20 protein-coding genes and 1 pseudogene are annotated in these 19999 nt (G+C 42.1%); 14 read left to right on the forward strand and 7 right to left on the reverse strand.

Annotated elements, in window-relative coordinates:
- Positions 1-621: 621 nt before the first annotated feature.
- From yfbR to R7E51_RS16800, 10 genes are all read left to right on the forward strand, one after another.
- Positions 622-1461, forward strand: a complete 840-nt coding sequence (yfbR, locus tag R7E51_RS16755; protein ID WP_014386768.1) for a 5'-deoxynucleotidase — start codon at positions 622-624, stop codon at positions 1459-1461.
- On the forward strand, positions 1458-1691 hold the full coding sequence (locus tag R7E51_RS16760) for a hypothetical protein (protein WP_014386769.1): 234 nt from the start codon (positions 1458-1460) through the stop codon (positions 1689-1691). Before yfbR ends, R7E51_RS16760 begins: the two co-directional genes overlap by 4 nt.
- An 83-nt stretch (positions 1692-1774) precedes the next feature.
- Complete coding sequence (locus tag R7E51_RS16765) at positions 1775-2161, forward strand: DUF3846 domain-containing protein (RefSeq protein ID WP_014386770.1); 387 nt, start codon at positions 1775-1777, stop codon at positions 2159-2161.
- A gap of 86 nt (positions 2162-2247) precedes the next feature.
- Positions 2248-3153, forward strand: a complete 906-nt coding sequence (locus R7E51_RS16770; RefSeq protein ID WP_014386771.1) for a hypothetical protein — start codon at positions 2248-2250, stop codon at positions 3151-3153.
- A gap of 82 nt (positions 3154-3235) precedes the next feature.
- On the forward strand, positions 3236-3793 hold the full coding sequence (locus tag R7E51_RS16775; RefSeq protein WP_014386772.1) for a hypothetical protein: 558 nt from the start codon (positions 3236-3238) through the stop codon (positions 3791-3793).
- 219 nt (positions 3794-4012) lie between these two features.
- Positions 4013-4573, forward strand: a complete 561-nt coding sequence (locus R7E51_RS16780; protein WP_014386773.1) for a hypothetical protein — start codon at positions 4013-4015, stop codon at positions 4571-4573.
- Positions 4574-4722: 149 nt separating this feature from the next.
- Positions 4723-6501 (forward strand): DUF7146 domain-containing protein, encoded by a 1779-nt coding sequence (locus R7E51_RS16785; RefSeq protein ID WP_014386774.1) that lies wholly within the window; start codon positions 4723-4725, stop codon positions 6499-6501.
- A gap of 312 nt (positions 6502-6813) precedes the next feature.
- Positions 6814-7365 (forward strand): hypothetical protein, encoded by a 552-nt coding sequence (locus R7E51_RS16790; RefSeq protein ID WP_032073025.1) that lies wholly within the window; start codon positions 6814-6816, stop codon positions 7363-7365.
- A 77-nt stretch (positions 7366-7442) separates the two neighbouring features.
- Complete coding sequence (locus tag R7E51_RS16795) at positions 7443-7883, forward strand: hypothetical protein (RefSeq protein ID WP_032073026.1); 441 nt, start codon at positions 7443-7445, stop codon at positions 7881-7883.
- A gap of 372 nt (positions 7884-8255) precedes the next feature.
- Positions 8256-9710 carry an LPD1 domain-containing protein gene (locus R7E51_RS16800; RefSeq protein ID WP_014386778.1) on the forward strand — a complete coding sequence of 485 codons (1455 nt, stop codon included), beginning with the start codon at positions 8256-8258 and terminating at the stop codon, positions 9708-9710.
- Positions 9711-9712: 2 nt separating this feature from the next.
- On the opposite strand, the gene R7E51_RS16805 is transcribed toward R7E51_RS16800, so the two are convergent.
- The 3 genes from R7E51_RS16805 to R7E51_RS16815 form a co-directional block, all read right to left on the reverse strand.
- Positions 9713-10006, reverse strand: coding sequence for a helix-turn-helix domain-containing protein (locus R7E51_RS16805; protein WP_014386779.1), 294 nt, complete (start codon positions 10004-10006; stop codon positions 9713-9715).
- An 825-nt stretch (positions 10007-10831) separates the two neighbouring features.
- Positions 10832-11602 (reverse strand): hypothetical protein, encoded by a 771-nt coding sequence (locus R7E51_RS16810; protein ID WP_101905927.1) that lies wholly within the window; start codon positions 11600-11602, stop codon positions 10832-10834.
- Complete coding sequence (locus tag R7E51_RS16815; RefSeq protein WP_014386783.1) at positions 11599-11946, reverse strand: hypothetical protein; 348 nt, start codon at positions 11944-11946, stop codon at positions 11599-11601. The genes R7E51_RS16810 and R7E51_RS16815 overlap by 4 nt, the downstream gene beginning before the upstream one ends.
- Before the next feature lie 364 nt (positions 11947-12310).
- Between R7E51_RS16815 and R7E51_RS16820 the strand changes: the two genes are divergently transcribed.
- Positions 12311-13666 (forward strand): SIR2 family NAD-dependent protein deacylase, encoded by a 1356-nt coding sequence (locus R7E51_RS16820; protein ID WP_014386784.1) that lies wholly within the window; start codon positions 12311-12313, stop codon positions 13664-13666.
- 91 nt (positions 13667-13757) lie between these two features.
- Here R7E51_RS16820 and R7E51_RS16825 read toward each other — a convergent pair whose 3' ends face one another.
- Entirely contained in the window at positions 13758-14216 is a 459-nt protein-coding gene (locus R7E51_RS16825) for a hypothetical protein (RefSeq protein WP_014386785.1), read from the reverse strand.
- A pseudogene (locus R7E51_RS16830) lies at positions 14213-15133 on the reverse strand (hypothetical protein); the annotation flags it as partial. The pseudogene R7E51_RS16830 and the gene R7E51_RS16825, both read right to left, overlap by 4 nt.
- Before the next feature lie 986 nt (positions 15134-16119).
- On the opposite strand from R7E51_RS16830, the gene R7E51_RS16835 reads away from it, so the two are divergent.
- From R7E51_RS16835 to R7E51_RS16845, 3 genes are read left to right on the forward strand one after another with little or no spacing between them, the layout of a single operon-like run.
- Positions 16120-16668: a dual specificity protein phosphatase family protein gene (locus R7E51_RS16835; RefSeq protein WP_014386789.1), complete on the forward strand. Its 549-nt coding sequence runs from the start codon at positions 16120-16122 to the stop codon at positions 16666-16668.
- Positions 16669-16725: 57 nt separating this feature from the next.
- Positions 16726-17694 (forward strand): tyrosine-type recombinase/integrase, encoded by a 969-nt coding sequence (locus R7E51_RS16840; RefSeq protein ID WP_014386790.1) that lies wholly within the window; start codon positions 16726-16728, stop codon positions 17692-17694.
- A gap of 1 nt (position 17695) precedes the next feature.
- Positions 17696-18484, forward strand: a complete 789-nt coding sequence (locus R7E51_RS16845) for a hypothetical protein (RefSeq protein WP_014386791.1) — start codon at positions 17696-17698, stop codon at positions 18482-18484.
- Here the strand turns inward: R7E51_RS16845 and R7E51_RS16850 are convergent.
- A complete protein-coding gene (locus R7E51_RS16850) occupies positions 18481-18969 on the reverse strand; it encodes a hypothetical protein (RefSeq protein ID WP_032073030.1) in 489 nt (162 codons plus the stop codon). The two genes, R7E51_RS16845 and R7E51_RS16850, sit on opposite strands and share 4 nt — an antisense overlap.
- Before the next feature lie 2 nt (positions 18970-18971).
- Complete coding sequence (locus R7E51_RS16855) at positions 18972-19922, reverse strand: DNA-binding protein (protein WP_032073031.1); 951 nt, start codon at positions 19920-19922, stop codon at positions 18972-18974.
- Between the last annotated feature and the right edge of the window lie 77 nt (positions 19923-19999).

Raw genomic sequence — 19999 nt, forward strand, 5'->3', positions numbered from 1 at the left:
CATACTTTTTACGGAGGATACTATGCAACATCAACTTGACATGCTTGCGTCAGTTTGTGCTGATGAAACACCCGTTATTCATTCGCGCTGCAAATATTGCCAAATTTGGCGGTTCAGCAGCAAAAGTAGTGATCACTAAGCACGGTGGAGAGCTGTATGTGATCAAACACTGGCTGATGTCTGATGTGTGGGATTTTTTATTAAGCTCGGGAGCCGATGCTAAATACCCCTTACCAAGTTATATACGAGGGGGGGTACATTAAACTCCAACCTGATGTGATTAGTGGCTTAGTAAACAAAAACCCCGGCATTTTTGCTGGGTTTTTTTACTTATGAGAACCAAACGCCCTAAAAGGGCAAATAGACGTTTCGTGAACCATTTGGATTGGCGATAGACTAAAAAAAATGTCGGCTTTGCTGACGTTGAAAGGTAGCTGGCCTACAAGCAGCAACTACATTCTGAATGGAATACATTCCATCAGAAATCTGATTAAATATTTCGGTGTCAGGCCGAAAATACACCTCAAGAACAGTCCACAAGGACTCTCACAACTTAACCCACATGGGTACACGGGACCTATGTGGTAACTGTGTACCCTTCAAACTTCATTGGAGGATACTATGTCAAATTCAAACTATGGATTCCTAGCACTTGCTTTGCGTCAACGATTGATAAAACGCTGGTCACTGATGCATTCAGTACAGCCTGAATCAGTCTTGGAGCATAGTGCTACCGTTACGTTGCTTGCTCTTCTCGCTGGTCATGTCGCAAACCAAAAGGGGAACAAGGTCGATCTTGCCAAAATGCTTTCCCACGCAGCACTACATGATGTAGCCGAAGTTCTCTGTCAGGATGTTGTGACGCCAGTAAAAAAGGCTAATGACACTTTGGCGAGGGAGTTCGAGCGACTTGAAAAAGCTGCTGAGGAGCAGTTAATTCACACGCTACCTTTGGAGCTTCAAGGTGCAGTCGCGGAAGCATTTGCCCCAGGTGGCTATGAACAGCAACTGGTGAAAGCCTGCGATACCTACGCTGCATATATCAAGTGCAAACTTGAAGTGGCAGCTGGCAATGCGCTGGAGTTCCAAGATGCTCTCGACAAGATGATTGGCGTTGTATCTCAGTTGAAATCTGATTTCCCTGAGATCGAAGCAATAGATCAATGGTTCGGTGCTGGACTTAACTTGTCAGTAGATAAATTGCTGTCATGTAGCGATGACGAAGGTTGCTACATCAAATTTGTTACTGATCAGCGTCCGGGAGAGCCAGATATTCTTGCTGGAAATGAACAATCAGATCTTATTCTGACAGATCTCGAAGGCAAAGAGCTCAAACGAATCAAGCCAACTGCACCTTGGACTCATGAAACACTTTCCATGTTAACCATCTCTTCGGAATGGGCCCGTATGGGAGTTGAGGCATACCTTGGAAAGCAGTGGGTTGGGAGTACCGAAGTATGAATAATAATGACTTCAAACTAGTACAAAGAAATACAGATGAATGGGACAAAATGTGGAACGAATTGGCCCAACATCCATTAAATAATGGCGACGCGGTTTGTGAAGAGTCAGTTACTGGAGAGTGCTGGCAATACATGGGTACGCAAGGTGGTAAGCACAATTTTCGCCACCGCTGTCACCCTAAAACAGGTTGCCGCCAATACCTAGATATCGACGCTGTGACCGTATAAGTAAACCAATCTTTAAACCCTAACGGGGCATCAAAGCCCCTTTGGGGCCTTGGTGTCCCTCAATGACATATTTGGAGGATTCCATGTCAATTTGTGATGAAGCAATGTCTAAGGCCACTAACAAAGGCTATTTAATAACCGCAGAAGGCTGCACTCCAGTCGATATTCCAAAAGAAGACGGATTACAAACTATGTATAAGCTAATCGGCTGTAGCATGGTCCAGAGCTTTGATTGGGAGCTATCGAATGGAAAAACAGTCAGTCTTTATCTTGATGAAGAAGGACTGTTCAGTAGCGGTATCAAGCTCGGTTGTATATTACATGGTGCAGATTCACCTGTTGTAGGCAACATCATCGTGCTGGGTACTCCAGATTACAGCGATGGTGAAGGTTATGACACTTCTGCACCGGAAGACTTTGAAGAGCATCAGTTGATCGCTCGGAAAGGTCTTTTGGACATCTGTGCTTAACTATTAAATCCGAAATCATTAAAACCCTAAGGGGGCACCAATCCCTTAGGGGGAGGTGTCTCCTCAAAAAAAACAAGGAGATAGCTATGATTAAAACTCATTTCAATAACCAACTGAAAAAACTTGGCTACCCAGAAGGTCTGACAATCGAGTACAGCCTTAGTTACTGTCAAGGTGATGGTATGAGTTTCTATGGAAACCTCGATGAGGATGATATAGAGAAGCTTATGCTGCGAATTTATGACCCAAATACAGCAGGTGAAAACGCCGTACTTCGCGTAAAAAACCTTTTGGTTCGTAAAGAAGCATTATCTATGTTGGAAATATTAAGGGAAGCAGATATAGGATGTTGCAGAATGTCGATTGAGCGAAACTCTCATGGGCATCGGTACAGCCACTATAACTGCATGGATCTTTTTCATGAAGTCGATTTTGAAAGTTTCTCTGAGGAGCATTTTGAAGCGATTCGTGCCGCTGGTCTGGTAACAGGTGAAGTGACTGATGAGCACATCACTAGATGGCAAAGCATTTGGAACGACTTTGTGGGTCGTCTCGAACATGACATCAAATCTACATCCCAACAGCTTGAAGCCGAAGGCTATGCGCTGGTGGAAGGTACGCCATACGAAGAAGTTGTTTCCTGGGAGTTTAATACAGCTGACTACACAGTCCAGCTTAAAGAGCATCCCGAGCATGACTTTGATATTGGATGCTGGGACGAAGAGTTAGCATTACAAACAATACAGGATATTGTTGATGGTAAGCAGCGCTATCTGAGGTTGGAAGCTAAGATCCTCGACCGAGAGACGGAAGAGGAACTAGCATCTGAATCTATAGGTGGCCTGGTTATAGATGTTAATGACAGAAGTTATGGAAGTTACCGCCGCGAATTGGTCAGTAATGCCATAGCAGAAGTTCGTAAAATACAGCTCAAAAATGCTATATCAGAACATCATCAAATGCAGGAATCGTTAGTTCGTAAAGCGGCCTAACATTTTTACTTAACCCTAGAGGGGGGCTTGCTCCCCTTGTGGGGCAACCCCCTTCGATTTAAATAATTGAAGGAGAAACACTATGGGATTTTTTAGCTGGAAAACGTGTGATTCAAAAGAAAGCATCTCGAATGTATATTCTGGACGTCAAGTTCGCACTGTTTACTTACTACAACCTCATGGTCAGAAACCATTACAGGAAAATGCTTACGAGGGCTATGGAATATTTGGTGGAGTCAACGCCCATGTCTGGCTGGCAAAAGCAAACTTAGATAAGAACATTGCATCTGGAATGGATGACGAAACTTTGCGGATCATAGGGGTTTATCTGAGCTGTGGCTTTGATTTTTACCGAGATAAGAACAAGCAAGTTTATGCTTGTTCAGACAAGGTGATGGTGATAGAAGCTCTTGGCTTGTTTGACTTCCCGATTGTAAAGATAAATGGTTATGATGAAATGTTCACCGTCGATGGAGTATCTGGCACAATGGAACAGCATGAATGGAATGGACGTTTAACAAAGCAAACTCCGCCTTCAATTGCTTATCCTCTGAAATTTTCGTTTAACGAAAATGCGCGATATGAAGCCTATTCGGCATCAGAGTCGTGTGACAAGCAAGGATATTTCTACGATGATTAACAGTGAGGGGCGAAAGCCCCCACTTTCCCTTAGGTGTTATAGAGCACCTAACGGAAAGTGACGAATTCTACTCTCATTGAGAGTGAAGACGCGATAGCTGGTCGCTAAAAACAAACAGCATTCAATTTAAGTGAAAGTTCTCTTTCACCCTTCATAACCCAGTCGGGTACACCAACCCGACATGGGCCAGGTGTACCTGCAAACTGTAGGAGTACACCTATGTCTAACATTGCAATTCTGCAACATCTGCAACAACGTATGCTTGAAATTTCGAATGCGGAAAAACTACCTCTCCATTTCAAATCTAATTTGGAGATTGATGGTAAAGAGCTCGAACGTTTCAAAAGCAATCCAAGCGGTAAATTCGTTTGGTTACTGCGTCCTTCTGGAACTCAAATCGTTCCGGTCGGACTTGGCGTTAATCCCGTTCATATAACGTATTGGATCTGGTCAGAACAAGGACCAGAAACCAAAGCGTTTGTCGTGGATATCAACGCTGGCACCATAGAGAAGATTACTCATGAACAAGCAGAGAGCCTCATTATGATGCCTCCTTGCAAAATCTCTACTCTAATGAGTAAAGAAGAAGTAATCGAGAAAGTAGCTTACGTTCTCCGCGAAGGCGTAAACAGTAAGATTTGGGGAGCTTTTAACCCTCCATCTCTTGATGATTACGCTAAGTGGAATTGGATCGACTGGCTAACTTACTTCAAATCATCAGGTAATCACCTGATGCAATCCTTCTTGGGTAAGGCCATACGCAGAGTTAATGGTCAATAGCCCAAAATCAAACCCCAGCCGGGGAGAGCATCTCCGGTAGGGGAGCCTCCTTGGCTATTTTTTCCCGGTGTCGGGGTTTCCCTAAAGCCCCTGATACGGGGGGACTTAGGGAAGCCTCGATGTCGGGGTTTCAGCTAAGGAGAAACACTATGGATAACTCATATTTCTATAAAGCAGACGAAGTTCGTAGCCTCGCTAAGGGTCAATGGCTTTTCATTTTGGCGCATTTAATGCCTGAACTGGAACCAGCACTCAAAAAAGCGGGAAAGTCCCATGTTACATGTCCGTTTCATGGTGGAAAAAAAGACTTCCGTATGTTCAAAGATGCTCACGAAACAGGTGGTGCTATTTGTTCTTGCGGTTCTTGGCATGATGGCTTTGAGCTATTAAACCAAGCAAGAGGGTGGGATTTTACTGAATGCCTACAGCAAGTTGGTGACTTGTTGATGGCTCCAAAGCATTTCAAGCGTCAGCAAAGCTCCAATAATACAAGTTCACCGCGCCGAGCACAGCAATCTGCTCCGGCAAAAGTGAATAACACCAAATACGATCCAAATCGTCGCCCTAAGTATCAGGGCACTTTAATTGCTCACGGTCAAGCTCCTTACCAGGACGACCCGATAAATGAACCAAGCTATTTTGCTTACATTCGTTTATCAACGGGCAATGAACGTAAGATTTGGGGCGTTGATCTAGAAAGAGCAATCGGAGAATGCGGTGCTGTATATGGTGATGAAGTCACTCTCACAAATTTGGGACGTGAAGCTGTTACCGTAATGCAGCCTGTATTTGAAGAAGGCACTGGAGAGATCATTGGTGAGAAACCAGTTCAAACACATCGCAATACGTGGTTGGTTGAAGTGAAAACTAAGAGTGTTCGTACTGCTAAACCAGAGTCTGTAGCGCAGGCAAAGGTTTCAAACAGCAGCTATGTCTCTCACTCTGCTCCTGGTTCTTATAACGAAGAGTCATGGGCTGATTCAAATGTTCCGACAGAACAACATGAGGATAATCATTCTTCATGTAGCCCTGTTGAGCATCACCAAGAAGCCGTAGTTGAACAAGAACATTCAGAAAGCAAGGTTGTTCCGCTCTTTGCTGAGCAGTCAAAGCCTTGGTTGATGGAACTTCAAGAGGAAATGCAAAAGAGAGCTCAACGCGAACGTGTTTACAATGCTCGCCTTTGTGAAAAAATTGAGAAGATCTGGAATGAATGTTTGCCCTTTAACTGTGCAGCAGCTGAGCCGTTACGTGCCTATTTCGTCAATCGCAAACTTTTGTTTGCACATGATGTAGTAGAACAGACAGACAGCCTGCGATTCCACCCAAGTATGTCCTATTACGATGAAGATGGTAATGAGGTTGGAAAATTTCCAGCCGCAGTACAAGCCATCCGAGACGCGAAAGGAAACTTGGTTACTTTACATCGTACATATCTGACCAAAAGTGGTAAGAAGGCCAAAGTAGAATGCGCTAAAAAGATGATGCCTGTTCCTGATGGATTGAGTGTCACTGGCGGTGCAGTTCGCTTAGGTATGCCAACAGAAGGAGTATTAGGTTTGGCAGAAGGCTTGGAAACAGCATTGTCTGGGTTCCGTGCTACTCACATCCCTACATGGTCCACAGTGAATGCTACTCTTTTGGAAAACTTTGAAGTTCCAGACGAGTTAGACATCCACACTGTCGTTATCTTTGCAGATAAGGATAAGTCGCTAACAGGGGAACGCTCCGCAAATGTGCTGAAATCTAAGCTTGAAAAGCAAGGATATACAGTTCATGTGCTGTTACCTAAGCTGCCCATTCCACCTCGTGCAAAAGGTATAGATTGGAACGATGTCCTGGTAACTCAAGGACAGATGGGATTCCCGCCGATTAGTACACTCCGCGAGTTTATTGCGCGTAGGGCAGGTGCTTATGGGCGTGTATAACCTAGCAGAAGTAAACACTGAGCCAGGTAACGAAGCTACTTGTCCCTTCTCACCTCCTTTGGGGTGGGAAGGTGATGAGAGCGCCTATCTAGAATTGATGCGTCAACGTTACAAAGACAGAAACTTCAACCAATTAATAATTGGAACTGTCTGGTGTTCAAAAAAAATGGACATACATTACTCTGGGCCGTTTGCAGAACAGGCAGCTCAGATTGTTAATAAACTCCGGTAGCATTTTAGCTACCGGACCATCTAATTACTGAGGGGAACCAAACCTGATGGGTCTGTTCGTCTCACCAAAGGAGAATAACTATGGATATGCCGCAACATCTTCGAAACCCAATGGTAGTTGAAGATGCAATGAAAAAAGCTGAGCCGCTTGCAAAGCAAATGGGGCTTAGTTCTATACCTGACGACATGCTTGAGTTGATCTGTCCGAACTTAACTTTCGCAGGACAATTCACGCCAGGGCTTTACGCAAGATTTCAGAGTGTGAAGCAACTACTGAAATCACTATCGGAACAACACAAACCTAAGCATGGCCATATTGTGAATTTAACGACACAATATGCGAGTTACGAAGAAGCAGTCTTGCTTTTACGTGAAGGTGAAATCAGAGGTGAGAATTTGATAGCTTCTGTGGGTGGAAAAAACCTAGATGATTTCGATATGCGAGATTATGGCATAGCGATGCATGTTGGCTGCGGTGGACCATTTAACCCCATTACTGATAAGCATATTCAAACACTATTCGAGTTCGATATGTTTGAGACTACTTATAACTTTTGGGGAGCTTATTGTGGTAATGGAATGATTGAAGTTACTGTTCCAATGAAGCGATGGTTTTTAACTTTGAATGAATAAATATTAATTTTTCAGTTTAACCCTGGAGGGAGATGTGCCCTCTAGGGGCTCTCTCCTTAAAAACTAAGGAGATAACAATGATTAAGTATATTTTTAACACTTCATTAAGGCAGGAAGTGATTATTGATACCGATAGCAATATTGATGGATATCAATACCACTATATTAATGTTGTTGAACACATTGCTTCTGGTGGAGAGGTTCAAAGGTTTTATCAGGCTGTCGTTGTAAAAAAAACTAGTAGTCTTACTTACCACGATAGTTTTGCTACAGACTGGTTTTTGATTAAAAACAATAAACTTTATGTTTGTACTGATGAAAATGGGGAATGTCTTGTTGAATATAGCTCTGAGCATGAAGGCGAAACATTGCCCCTGACTCCTTTTTCCCGAATTGAAATATGTGTAAATAAGAAGGACTCGGCAATTGGATACGCCGTAGCTGAGTTCGCAAAAAGTGTTATAGACAGGGTATTCAATGTCAATGTTGCAAGTATCCCTGTCGTTAACCTGGGATAGTTCAAAAGCGCAGGGGGAAACCCCTCGCTTTCCTAAGCATCCTAAACAGGTTTCTTAGGAAAGTGCCTTGAGCGCTGATGTGCGATAGCTGGTCGCCATAAATAAACAGCATTAATTCACTTTTTATAACCCACGAGGGTACATCACCCTCTTGGGGTTGGTGTACCCATTTGAAAGGAGTACACCATATGAACCAAGCACTTCAATTGAACCCAACTCAAGTACGCGAACAAGCATCGGTAAGAAGGCTGGATTTTTAAGGCTTTGTTCATGCATTATAAATCTGCCGAGATTGGGCATTTCCGCGTTAGTTAACTAAGTGTTCTCTGGTGTATAAGTGTAATTCTATAGTAGAACCAAGAGTCTTATTATATGGGCAAGTTAGACGACACCGGAGAGTATTTACCTTTTGCAAAGAAGCATTTGGTATTAGGGAAAGATAACGGCGACACAAACATTAGCCTTAAATCAATTTGGCCGGAACCTAATTGGCAAGAATTGTGTGATGATGGTCTGTCAGTTGAAGTATGCGCATATTTATCGGTTTACTATTCTGGTTGGAGGAATAACCCCCGTCCAGCTCAGCCATCTGTCAGTCAAGAGCAATGGACAAACGCATACGAAAAATCACTACTTGTTTTGCAAGAGTTGTTTGAAAACGTAGCTGACAATGATGATGTAAAGTTGCTACCGGAACGATTTCGGAGTCGGATGGGTATCCCTAAGAAAACTGGTAGGCAACATATTAGAGATGTTTACCCATTGTACGCTGTTGGTAGAGGTGAAAATAGAACCTACAAAACTCCGTTTGCCTTGACGCTACGACAATCATCTTTAATTCATTTGCTGCCAAAATTAGGGTGGCCTTATACAATCAAGCCATACAATGTTGACCTATTTCCGGTGGCCTTCGAGGGGGGATTCTACCGACTGTGCTCGATACAAGGAAAACGGTTTGTATATAAAGAAACAGAAGAGTTCCCTAACAAATTCAAAAGTGAAACGGATGCTATAAATGCATTACGTTGTCACATGAATTTAGATGTATCGCCCTATATCCCCAGAAAGAAAATCGAAACGATAAGAAACATACAGCTCAGCTATGATGTTACACCAGAACAATTCATAAACACGTTCAATTTTAGAGGAGTTCAGTTTGGGAGCTCTATGCCAGACAAAGAACGTCAACTGTTTGTAAACAATAGCTTTTATGCATTCAAGGTATTAGCTCATATATTAGAGATACCAGACGGATGGATAGGGCTTGGAGGACAACTTGGCATAGCTTTCGGCGCAAGGGGGCAGGGGAAAGCAAGCGCCCATTATGAGCCAGACCTAAATATCATCAATTTGACTCGGCGGAGTGGACCTGGTGCAATTTCTCACGAGTGGTTCCACGGAGTTGATGCTCTTCTGGCAAGGTCTAGAGGATATGAGGGTAAATTGATCAGTGAGTTTATTACTGGCGTAGACATGGAAAACGCACCTGATAAGTTCAGGAAAAACATTCTCCTTATGAGGAATATCATTACTAAGCAACTTTGCTCTGGTACTAAGTATTTCAATCAATCACAGAAACTGGCAGGCCAGAAGGGAGCGCGAAAATACTGGATAGAAAGAAGCGAGATGTTAGCCAGGGCTTTTGAAGCTTTTGTCCAGGACTCACTTATAAGCAAAGGAATAAGTTGTGATTGGCTTGTTATGGACACTTTACTTTCAGATGTGCCTAAAGAACATCATGACAAGCATCCTTACCCGCAAGGCGATGAACGCAAGAATTTAAACTACTCGATGTTTAATCTAATGAAAGGGATTTGGAGTAATTAGGTTTAGCTTCTTGATAAAAAGTAGTCGAGTAGAGCACCTTTTCTAATCTCCTTTTTTTTAAACTGATCAAGCATATAGAAAAAATCAACATGATCGATACCATACAAGTCAAGGAGAGCTAATGCATCAAATAGGTCAATCCCAGTATGACCATTTTCGAACTTGGAAATGAAAGATTGGTTAACACCGATATGGTTGGCCGCGTCAGCCTGAGATAAGTTGCTTTTTTTCCGAAGCTCCTTAAACAGGTCACAGACAAATAAATATTCACTTCCTCCTTTCTGATAGAAATTCACAAAACACCTTGAAAATTATCTAGTCCACGAGTTACGCATGAACATGCGCGTCAACGAAGCGACAAAATTGGATTTCTCTTGATCATTCATCCGGGAAAAGTTGGCAAGATACATTTCCCGTTGAGTTACGATTGTCATTAGATTTGCCTCTAGCGGAGATGATGAGTCAATCAATAACTGAATGCGTTCAGGGATCTCCTCGGCAGTGCTAATGTCAAAATTTGTATTGTTTAACAAGAACATGCTGTTTCACCCATAAGAACCCCGTAGGATTATACACCCAAAGGTCAATTATTCCGAGTGGAATAATTCGCAAGACTTTAGCCGAAAACCAACCGGATTGGCTGGTGGTGAAATATGCAACCTGAGGGAGGACTTTTTTGTCGCCACAAGCCAATGTTCTCGCATAATAAAGTTTGTACATAACGGGACAGTAAATCAGTTAGTTGCGGTAGTTGGTACAATATAGTTTGTACACTAATAGGAGTAATCGGTTTGCTGCACCCTTTAGTTCTGTCTGCACCTTGCGGTAAGTCATACCTCTAACACCATGTTTTAGTTGGCCTTAATAACTACTGTACAAACTTTATTATCCCAATCTTGGCTTTGTGTACAAACTTTCTGGCCTCTGTACGAACTACCAACACAAGTGGGTTCTGAAATAAATCTGGAAAGGTTTGAGTGGTAAGGCTTGTTAGCTTTTTCCAGAAAAATATCGATTCTTGGCCATTTTTCTAAAAATGGAGCACTGATGATACCACTTTCCAGAAAACTGACTAAGGGAATACGATTATTTTTGCCTTTAACAGTTTTTACGCGATACCGTTATCGGACATAGTTATCAGCCCATAAGATACTGTAATTATTCTCAATGCAATAATCCAACATATCTTCGAAGGTATGGATGTGCTTTCGAGTCATGTCTGAATGTATGTTTTTGAGTATAATTACTCCATTATCAATGCTAATTGCCTTGTGCGGGTTAGTTACCACGCTGTCAATGTGAGCAAATTCAACCTTAGCGTTGTTATCAATGCATTCGCCAGTAAATTCGCACTGTGTGATTTTATAGTGTTCAATTCGGGATTTTTTTAGTTGTGGTCGATATCGCTCCACTTCATCAGCGTATAAATTATGATAATCGCGTAGCGTTGGATGATAAATTAAGTACTCTACCAACTGATGTACGTATCGGAGGTACAGGTTTTGCCGTTGATTTCTCCGTGAAGAAATGTGAATTCTCGCCTCAATCAATGCTTTAAAGTCAAAGCCAGATATGCACCTATCTCCATTTATCGTATGACTTCGGGTAGGTGAGACTAACCTGCCATAGCCATTGCGTATCATGGAATGTTCTGCTCCAGAATTGCCAGTACGCAACAAGATATTTATCTTATCGATGTTAATGAAAAGTTCGCCAGCATTACTCGTTCTTGTCGAGTCTAAGAAAGCATTTCGAATACTGGTCAATGTGCCTTTATCTAAGCTGTCGATCAATGCTGAGGCTAAACGGTGCTGTTCATGCAACTCCTCTGAGGTGATACCCAGTGAATTCAGGTATTGATATCTGATCTCGGGTGGATTAAATGAACTCATCCCAATTTCCCCAAAGTCAGTTGAGCAAATGCTGTCTTGATGTTTTGAGTTACTTCCTTTGCATCAATCCCCATCTCGGCAAGCTCTTCGCTTTTAGACTCATGAAATAAGGCTAAATGTAGTTTTCTCAGGTCGCGTGCTCTTGATATATCTTTCTGGTGAATGGGTCGAAACTGTAAGTGTGTATCGTAGATATTGGTTTGATACTCGCAGAGTTGCGAATAATAAAACGCTAATTCATGCAACCGACTTTGAAAGTAACGAGTATTTGGCCCGTCGCTGATGATCGCTTGCTTTAGTTTTTCTTGCATACCTGTTTTGGATATGGGTTGAGTGTTGCTCAAAACCGCCCCCTATAACTTCAAGTTGATGATTGTCTGATTTTACAACGCTGGAATCGATAAGATGTTACGATTTGCAAGGTTCAATTTTCCCCTTTTAATCAATTGATTGTTTTGGTTTTCGTAAGAGGGGAGTAAGTTTACCTTAGCACTTTCCAGAACTGTGTCTATGCAATAATTAGTGACATATAAAAGAGTCTGTTTTATGCCTTATGTTGCTTATTTTTTCTTTTTAGTATTTGACTGTCTAAATCTACAGATTATGTGCTTGTCAAAATACTGTCTATAGCGTCAGAATGGTTGAATATAAACTACAAGCATATCTGTCTAAGAGGGCTTAGGTAAGTGCAATTTGAGAGGGAGATCGATGATTTACGAGCAATATAAAGAGTCTGTTAAAGCAGACATCGAAGCCTGTATGGAAAATTTACAAGTGCAGCCCATTTTGTTTGTTGGCTCAGGCATGTCTCAGAGGTATTTTGATGCCCCTTGCTGGGATACTCTAATGCTTGATTTAGCTGAGCGTTGCCCTCTTATCACAAAGCGCTTTGCTTATTATCAGCAGCAGTACGCCAAGGATAATACAAAAATTGCATCTGTTTTTGCTGACACTTATTCAGAGTGGGCTTGGGAGGATGGGCAAGATAAGTTTCCCAATGAGATGTTTGAACCTGAAGTAACTAAAGATAGTTATATCAAGTATGAAGTGGCTTCTTATATCAATGGTTTAGCTGACAAGTTTGATGTTAAAGCTAATGCTTATAGAGATGAAATTGAATCACTTAGAAAGGTTAAGCCCCACTCTATTATTACAACAAATTACGATGATGCCTTAGAGAAAATTTTTCCTGACTATCATAAAGTTGTTGGACAAGAGATAGTGAGAGCCAATTATACTTCTTACGGTGAAATTCTCAAAATGCATGGCTGTTCATCTCAATATGAAACGATTGTTCTTACAGCCGAAGACTATACTGACTTCAATAAGCGGAAAAAGTATTTAAGTGCTAAATTATTGACTTACTTCGCAGAACACCCACTCTTTTTCTTTGGTTATAGCGCTACAGATACCAACATTAAAGGTATTTTGTCAGATATCGACGAGATCCTTGCGCCTAATGGTGAGTTAATACCAAACATCTATATGGTGTGTTTTGAACCAGATTCAGAGAATAAGCGCGATCTTCCAACAGAACAACTAGTTACTATTGATGCGACGAGAAGCGTTCGACTAAAGGTTATTTATGCTTCTGGCTTCAAGTGGATTTTTGATGCTTTGTCATCTTGCACTCCTGAGATAACGGTAAACCCGCGGCTTATCCGTTCCTTGCTTGCTCGGACGTATCAGCTAGCAAACTCAGATCTACCTAAGCAGGAATTGCCCTTTAACTTTAAAATGCTTCAGGATATTGAGGAAAACTCTGAGAAATTACCAACTTTATTTGGAATAACCCACCTTACTGATGTTCAGGCATTAAACGCTAATTTTGATTACACTTTGACTGATGTTGCTAAGGCTTTGGGGGGGAGTTATTGGAACCACGCAGAGCAACTGCTCAATAAGATATGGGAGGATAAAGGAGTCAACATTAAAAACTCTGATAATAATTACCATCTCTCGATAAAAACGGGAGCAAAGTCCATGACTCACAAATACTCGCAAAATGCCGTAGATTTGCTTCAAAAAGTCCAAAATGGCGAAGAGTATAATTTAGATTTGTAAATGTTTTTTGTATGACCTGCGCAACCTAAGTAAAATCTTCTAAACCCTTTGGAAGTTCAGGTCATAAGCATTAAAGTCATGCAGATGAAGGCTACTTTATTTGTATAATTTTCGTCTTTTTCAGTTCAGCCAATTGTGCTCTAAGGTTGGTGTTTTCAAACTCTAACTCTTCTTTATCACTAAGAGCTTTAACGAGTCTGTCATTCAGATGATGCTGAGCTGCTGCAAAGTCTGCTAATTGCTGCCTAACGGTATCATACTTCTCTTTGTAGTTTTGCTTGATACGCTTTTGTTCGTTTAGCTTGGTGCGTACAGTCTGGATCTCTGGTTGGACTATTTCACCTTTGCCTGTCGCAATTTCAGCTTTGGTCTGTTTAACCTTCTCAACAAAATCAGGGTAGTAATAGCCACTGCCATTACCCAAATTCGCCTCTTCCTCGACAGCTCTAACACTAAGTTTACGGTGAGCGGGAATACGTTTAGGTTTTCCTTGTTTAATGCGCTCTAGAGCTGCCTCTAATACTAATAGTGTATTTTCGCTCTTGCTCATAAGTTAGCTACCTCCAAATCAGGTTCAAAAGGGGTAAAGGACATATCAAAGTCAGCCATGACTTTCTCTGCGGCTCTTACTTGAGTGACATAGTGGCTATGTTCACTTACCGAAATTTCTTCGCCAGATTCCATGTAAGCAACTAGACTGCGGTGCTTTTTCTGCCACCACTTAGCCTGCTGCTCGTCAATGATGCTACTTCCAGAGCCACAATCAACACAGAACTGGGGAGTGACCACACCGTCCATATCGCAATCATAACCAGATTTGCAATAGCTGTGCATTGAACCATGCAGTGTCAATTTGCCATCCTTTACTGCTTTATAGATAACGTCCCATGAGCTATAAATGGTCGGCACATCCCCTCGCATTTTCATGATTGCTTTGCCATGAGTCCCTGATAGCGTTTCATCAGAATGCCACTGTCTAAAGATTTTATTCGCGGTGGTTTCTGCATTGATTTCATCGAGTGCCTTTTGCACTTTCTCGTCCACTTTCAGGTCCCGTAGGCTCGCAAGTTTGCCACCATTGGTGTACCACTCGGTCATCGAGAGGTAGAGGTGCTTAAATTGTTGTTTGAGCGCAACCAAAGTACCTAGACGGTTTTTGATGCAGTAAAAAGCCAAGGTACGCCTAAACTGATGGGGTGTCATGTGCCATGGTTTTCCAACAATTACATCTTTTTTTACACGACTTGGTGAGCGAGGATTCGACTCAAGGCATTCAACGAAATCCTCTTCGGTTACAATGAAATTAAACTGATTACAAAAACGCTGTAGTCGGTGATTCCAGCCTGTAATCAATGTTGGGGGCTTGGAGCGGTATGCTTTATTTACCCAAATGGAGTCTTTGTATTTTTTATCTGGGTAAGTGGTTTCTTTGCGCCATTCTTCAGTTAATGTGGTCACAAACTTTATTGTTCCAAGACAGCCAATAACTGGTGTAATATTAACCTTAAATTCTCTACTTACGAAAATGTACCTTTTCCAAAGTAGAGCTTGTAAAATTTAAAGGTCGAATAGTTTGCGACTCACTTTTCGCGCACGAGGGGCATAAAGTCACGTATAAGCACCTTTTTGAGTGGATAAAAGGAACGATAGCCGTCCTATTCTAAAACCATGATATACCGGGTGGTTTAGCAGTGGCGTTATCCATTTTGGCGAACTCTATTCTACATAGAGTTGTATGTTGGCAAACTTTATTTTACCTACACACTTTTATTTTCATATTTCGGCACAACAAGGTACGGAGGCGGAAAATCGTGGATTTAACTGAAATGGCACTAGTAGCAGCAGTACTTTCAACTCTTGGTTTTGCAGTTACCCTTATACGGCATGTCTTGTTTAAAAGGGAGTTCTATAAACTAAAAGAGGACATGAAAAAACATACTCTTGAGCACGGTGTTAACGAGCAGCTATGGATTTTATTTGTTACGCGGTCACGGAAGATGCTTAGGTTCTGGAGGTAACATATGCTAAATAAAACAAAGTTTGAAAAAGTTCTAAGTAGAGTGATCAACAAAAACAGCGCTCGTTGCTCAAAGTGCAAGCGAATGTTTACTCAGCCATGTCATACCTTTGGTGGTCTCGATGCAGAGGGCAAAGTTCATAATGTAGCTCTATGCTGTAGAGACTATATTGTAGACATGCGCCATTATGGTGTTTATACAACCCTTCCAGTTAATACAGCAGAAGGTGAACGCCAGGCCAAAGAACTATTAGATTCCCACCCCAAAGACGCAAGCAGGTATTGACTGTTCTAGTGAAACAGCGAGCAAAACCAAGATTGCACCAAACGAACAAAGAGTAAAAGTAATTAAAAAACAGCCAGATACAAAGCTGTTCTAACAAAACAAAGACAAAATTCCCTTTATTGTCCCAAAAGAACACTCGAAGAGAAGCCAATGTGTAACGGAAAAGTTATTTTTGTTAGCCAGAGAGAGGCTGAGACTATTCACCCAGAGCCCGGAGTAGCAATGATTTCTATCACCGATCCGGGAAAACCTTTAGCTGAACTAGGTTCCTGGGAGCTGATATACAGAGATTCTTTTTTTGATGGAGGCTATAGTGAAGACGCTATCCACATCCATAAAGATGAGTTTCGAATGCGCTATTGTTCTTATATTGATTCAGAACAGGCAGAGAAACTAAAAAATTTCATATCTCAACTAATCTCTTCTGGAGTGAATAAAATCTACGTTCACTGCTATTTTGGTCGTTCACGCAGTGGAGCTGTTGCTAAATACCTGGTGGATCAGTTCGGTTTTGAAAGCAATAAACCAATTGAGAGCCCAAATATGACTGTATATAAATTGCTATGTAATCCAGTACGGTTTGAACCCTTGATCCAGCAATATGAACAAGCTGCTAAAGCTCCTAAAGAAGAAAAGCAACCAACAATATCCCAGAAGTTCGTAGATTTATTGATGGTAGCTTTAGGGCTTAAAAAATAATCAGTGAATGTGGCCCCTACTCTCGATACAACGTGCATGAAAAGAAGAGAAACCAACATGGAATATCACGCTAACAACATAATAACTGCGGAACAACAAGGAGAGCTGATCACCGCAGAACAGATTAAGAGCAGTATAAAAACTAACGCGGCATCAGCCTATTTACTTAGTCTCCGCTCAAAGCTTAGCCGTCAAAAAATGGGTTACTTCCTGAATAATGTAGCCAAAATGACGGGCAACCAAAGCATGTTTCATTGTGACTGGGGGACAATGAGACGCCACCATGTCCAGGGTATTATTGACTTGCTTATTGATGCAGGAAGAGCTCCAGACACCATTAACACCTATCTTGCTGGGTTAAAAGGCGTCGCTCTTGAAGCATGGACAATGAAGCAGATTGATATGGAAAGTTATCACCATATCAAGCAAATAAAGAATGTGCGTGGCGAAAGAATTCCCAAAGGGAGAGCGCTAGAACGTCATGAAGTTGCCCAGCTTTTCAAAGTGTGTGATGAAGACTCACGATGTAAAGGAGTTAGAGATAGTGCAATTTTTGGGGTGCTTTTAGGCTGCGGTTTAAGGAGAGGTGAAATAGTGGCCCTAGATCTAGGCCATATAAATTGGCGAGAACAAGCAATTACAGTTATGGGTAAAGGTAATAAAGAACGATTGGCCTTTATGCCCGACGGAACGCTTAGAAGATTAAAATTGTGGGTTAATGATGTTCGAGGTGAACAGCCTGGGCCTCTTTTTCCAAGAATTCGACGACATGATGATGTACAAGACAGTCGAATGACAGATCAGGCAATCTACGAAATCTTGAGAACTCGACGAATGGAAGCTGGGTTAGAGCATTGCTCTCCTCATGATTTGCGTCGGACTTACGCGAACGACTTATTGGAAACTGGCGTTGATATCATGACCTTAAAGGATATGATGGGACATGCTAGCGTTACTACCACTCAAAGGTATATTCGCATCAAAGATGAGCAAATGCGAAATGCAAGTAAGAGGTTGGTAATTTAACATGCTCGTATCATTTCTGACATGGTTTTTAGTTGGTTTGCAGCCCATTGTGCTGGTGGTCATTATTCAAAACCTTATTGGAAAGTTGTTAACCCCTATTGCGCTTCGCAATAAAGCCAGCCGGGGGGTGTACTTAGCTACAGCAGCTATTGGAGTGCCTATTCATGAACTCAGTCATGCTATTGCGGCGTTCCTTTTTCGGCACCGAATAACCAAAATAAAGTTTTTTGAATACACAGCTGGGCATGGCCGCTTGGGATACGTCGAGCATCAATGGAACGTGTTGTCACCGTTGCAAAATGTCGGGCTTTTCTTTATTGGTATTGCTCCTTTGATAGGAGCTGGTGCAGTCATATACTTAACTACAAAGCTAATGCTTCCAGGCTTATTGGATACGCTGGCTTGGCGCATAGTAGAAATTCCTATGGGAATAACGGGCGATCCAGTCAAAGATGCTTTCTATGCTGTGCAGTACGGCATTTCTGGTGCTGGTATTGCGATTCTTTCCGTGAGCTCGGAGCCTCAGTTCTGGCTCTGGATGCTGATCAGCAGCGTTGTGGCGTTTCACTCGACACCAAGCAAAGCTGATATGCAGAGCGCATGGAAGGGAGCGATAGCCGTAGGAGTGTTATTAACGGGGATTGTCTTCATTTTCGAGGCTTATTATCCACTAACCGAAATGGTGGTTGGTTATTGGCTTTACAGTGTATCTATTATGTCTGCCACAATTGTATTTTCTATGCCTTGGTGGGTAATATTGCTGATGATCGCTATGGTTTCAAAACGCTAGCTCTCTGTTTTTTTAGCTGTTCTCTCAAGCAAAGCGCTTTGGCGGAGTATTGCCAACACATCAGCAACCGTCATTTTCCATCCCATAGCAAGACGTCGAATGATAAACGAACCTAATTCAGTACGTTCTTGCGGATTAAACAAACACTGTTTAACCTGCCCTGCTTCTGATAAGGATAGTGAAATCCCTTCGGGTCCATTATGTTGTAATTTGAAACCTTTGTTACGCTTAGAACCGTGATAAGCCCCCTCAGATAAACGAGCAAGGCCGAACAGTACCTGAGTAAAGCTGGTAAGCTCATACCTTGTCAACTGGACGGAAATTTTTTCCTGCCAGTTTGCATCAGTGCCAAGAAGTGGCGCAATCTCGATTGTGACCGAAGGATATTCATCCTTTTGGGTCTCTGTATACTGGAACTGAACTACAACACGCTGGTGTTTGTTATAGATTTTAAAAGCTTCACCAAACAATTTAGTTTCGCTCATAACTAATCTTTCACCTCAAGTTGCGACAATTTTTTCTTTGTACTGATATGAGCTTTGCGTTCGGAATTCAAATCAGATTCAAGTTTGCTTTTTGCTTTTGAAGTGGCCGCGTGAGCTGCTTTTTCGGTATCGAGAGCTTCGCTAATTGTCTCCAGTCGCCCCAACCCTTTCTCTGATTGCATAAGCCGCTCTTGAAGATGGTTAACTCTATCCTGAGTTGTTTGATGCGATTCTTTCTCTGCTTTTAAAGATTCACGGAGTGCTTCATTTTGAGCACTTATAGTCGCGTTTTGTGTTTCTGCTTGGGTGAGTTTTTCGCGGATATCTTTTAACTCAGAGCGTAGTTGTTCACGGTTAGATTGAGCCTCTTCTACCAGCTTACTGCTGTCCTCAAGACGCATCTCCGCTTTGGCTAAGTCTGTGGTTAATCGGTCAATCTGAGTTCGATGTTCAACAATCACCCTACTCTTTTCTTCTAGTTGATCACGCAGTGTCTGTTCAGTAGTAGTCCAAGATGATTTGGCCGCTGCATGTTGTTCGCTATGTTCCTGTGCCAACTGTTCTTTCTTTTGAACTTCAAATTGAAGGCGCTCTATTTTGCTTTCAGCATCAGCTAAGGCAGAAAGAGCCTCTGCTTCGGAACTTTTAGCAGCACGTAGCGTTTCTTCAAAGCGAGATTCAATAGCAGTTTGAAACCTGCCCATCTCTTTCATAAATGAGTCAGCAAATGCATCACTGAATCCCATTGATTCCATTAAATGAGCCTGGGATGCTTCGAGCTCTTCACGCCACTGCCTAACAAAGCCTAGAGCCGTTCCTTTGGAACCTCTGCCAAGTTCTGCGATCACTCGATTGCCGCTTATCTTTTCTCCGGAAGCATGTAGACGGTCACAGACACCTTTTACGTCTGAATAAGTCAATGCAGGACTTTGTTGCCGCTTTTCCATAATCATTTCTCTTCAAAAAAATCAAGTATACCGTCAATAGTATGCCAAATACGGTACAGTTACAAACAAGTGTACCTTTAATA

Source organism: Vibrio sp. Vb1166 (genome assembly GCF_033338695.1).
Classification (GTDB): Bacteria; Pseudomonadota; Gammaproteobacteria; order Enterobacterales; family Vibrionaceae; genus Vibrio; species Vibrio alginolyticus.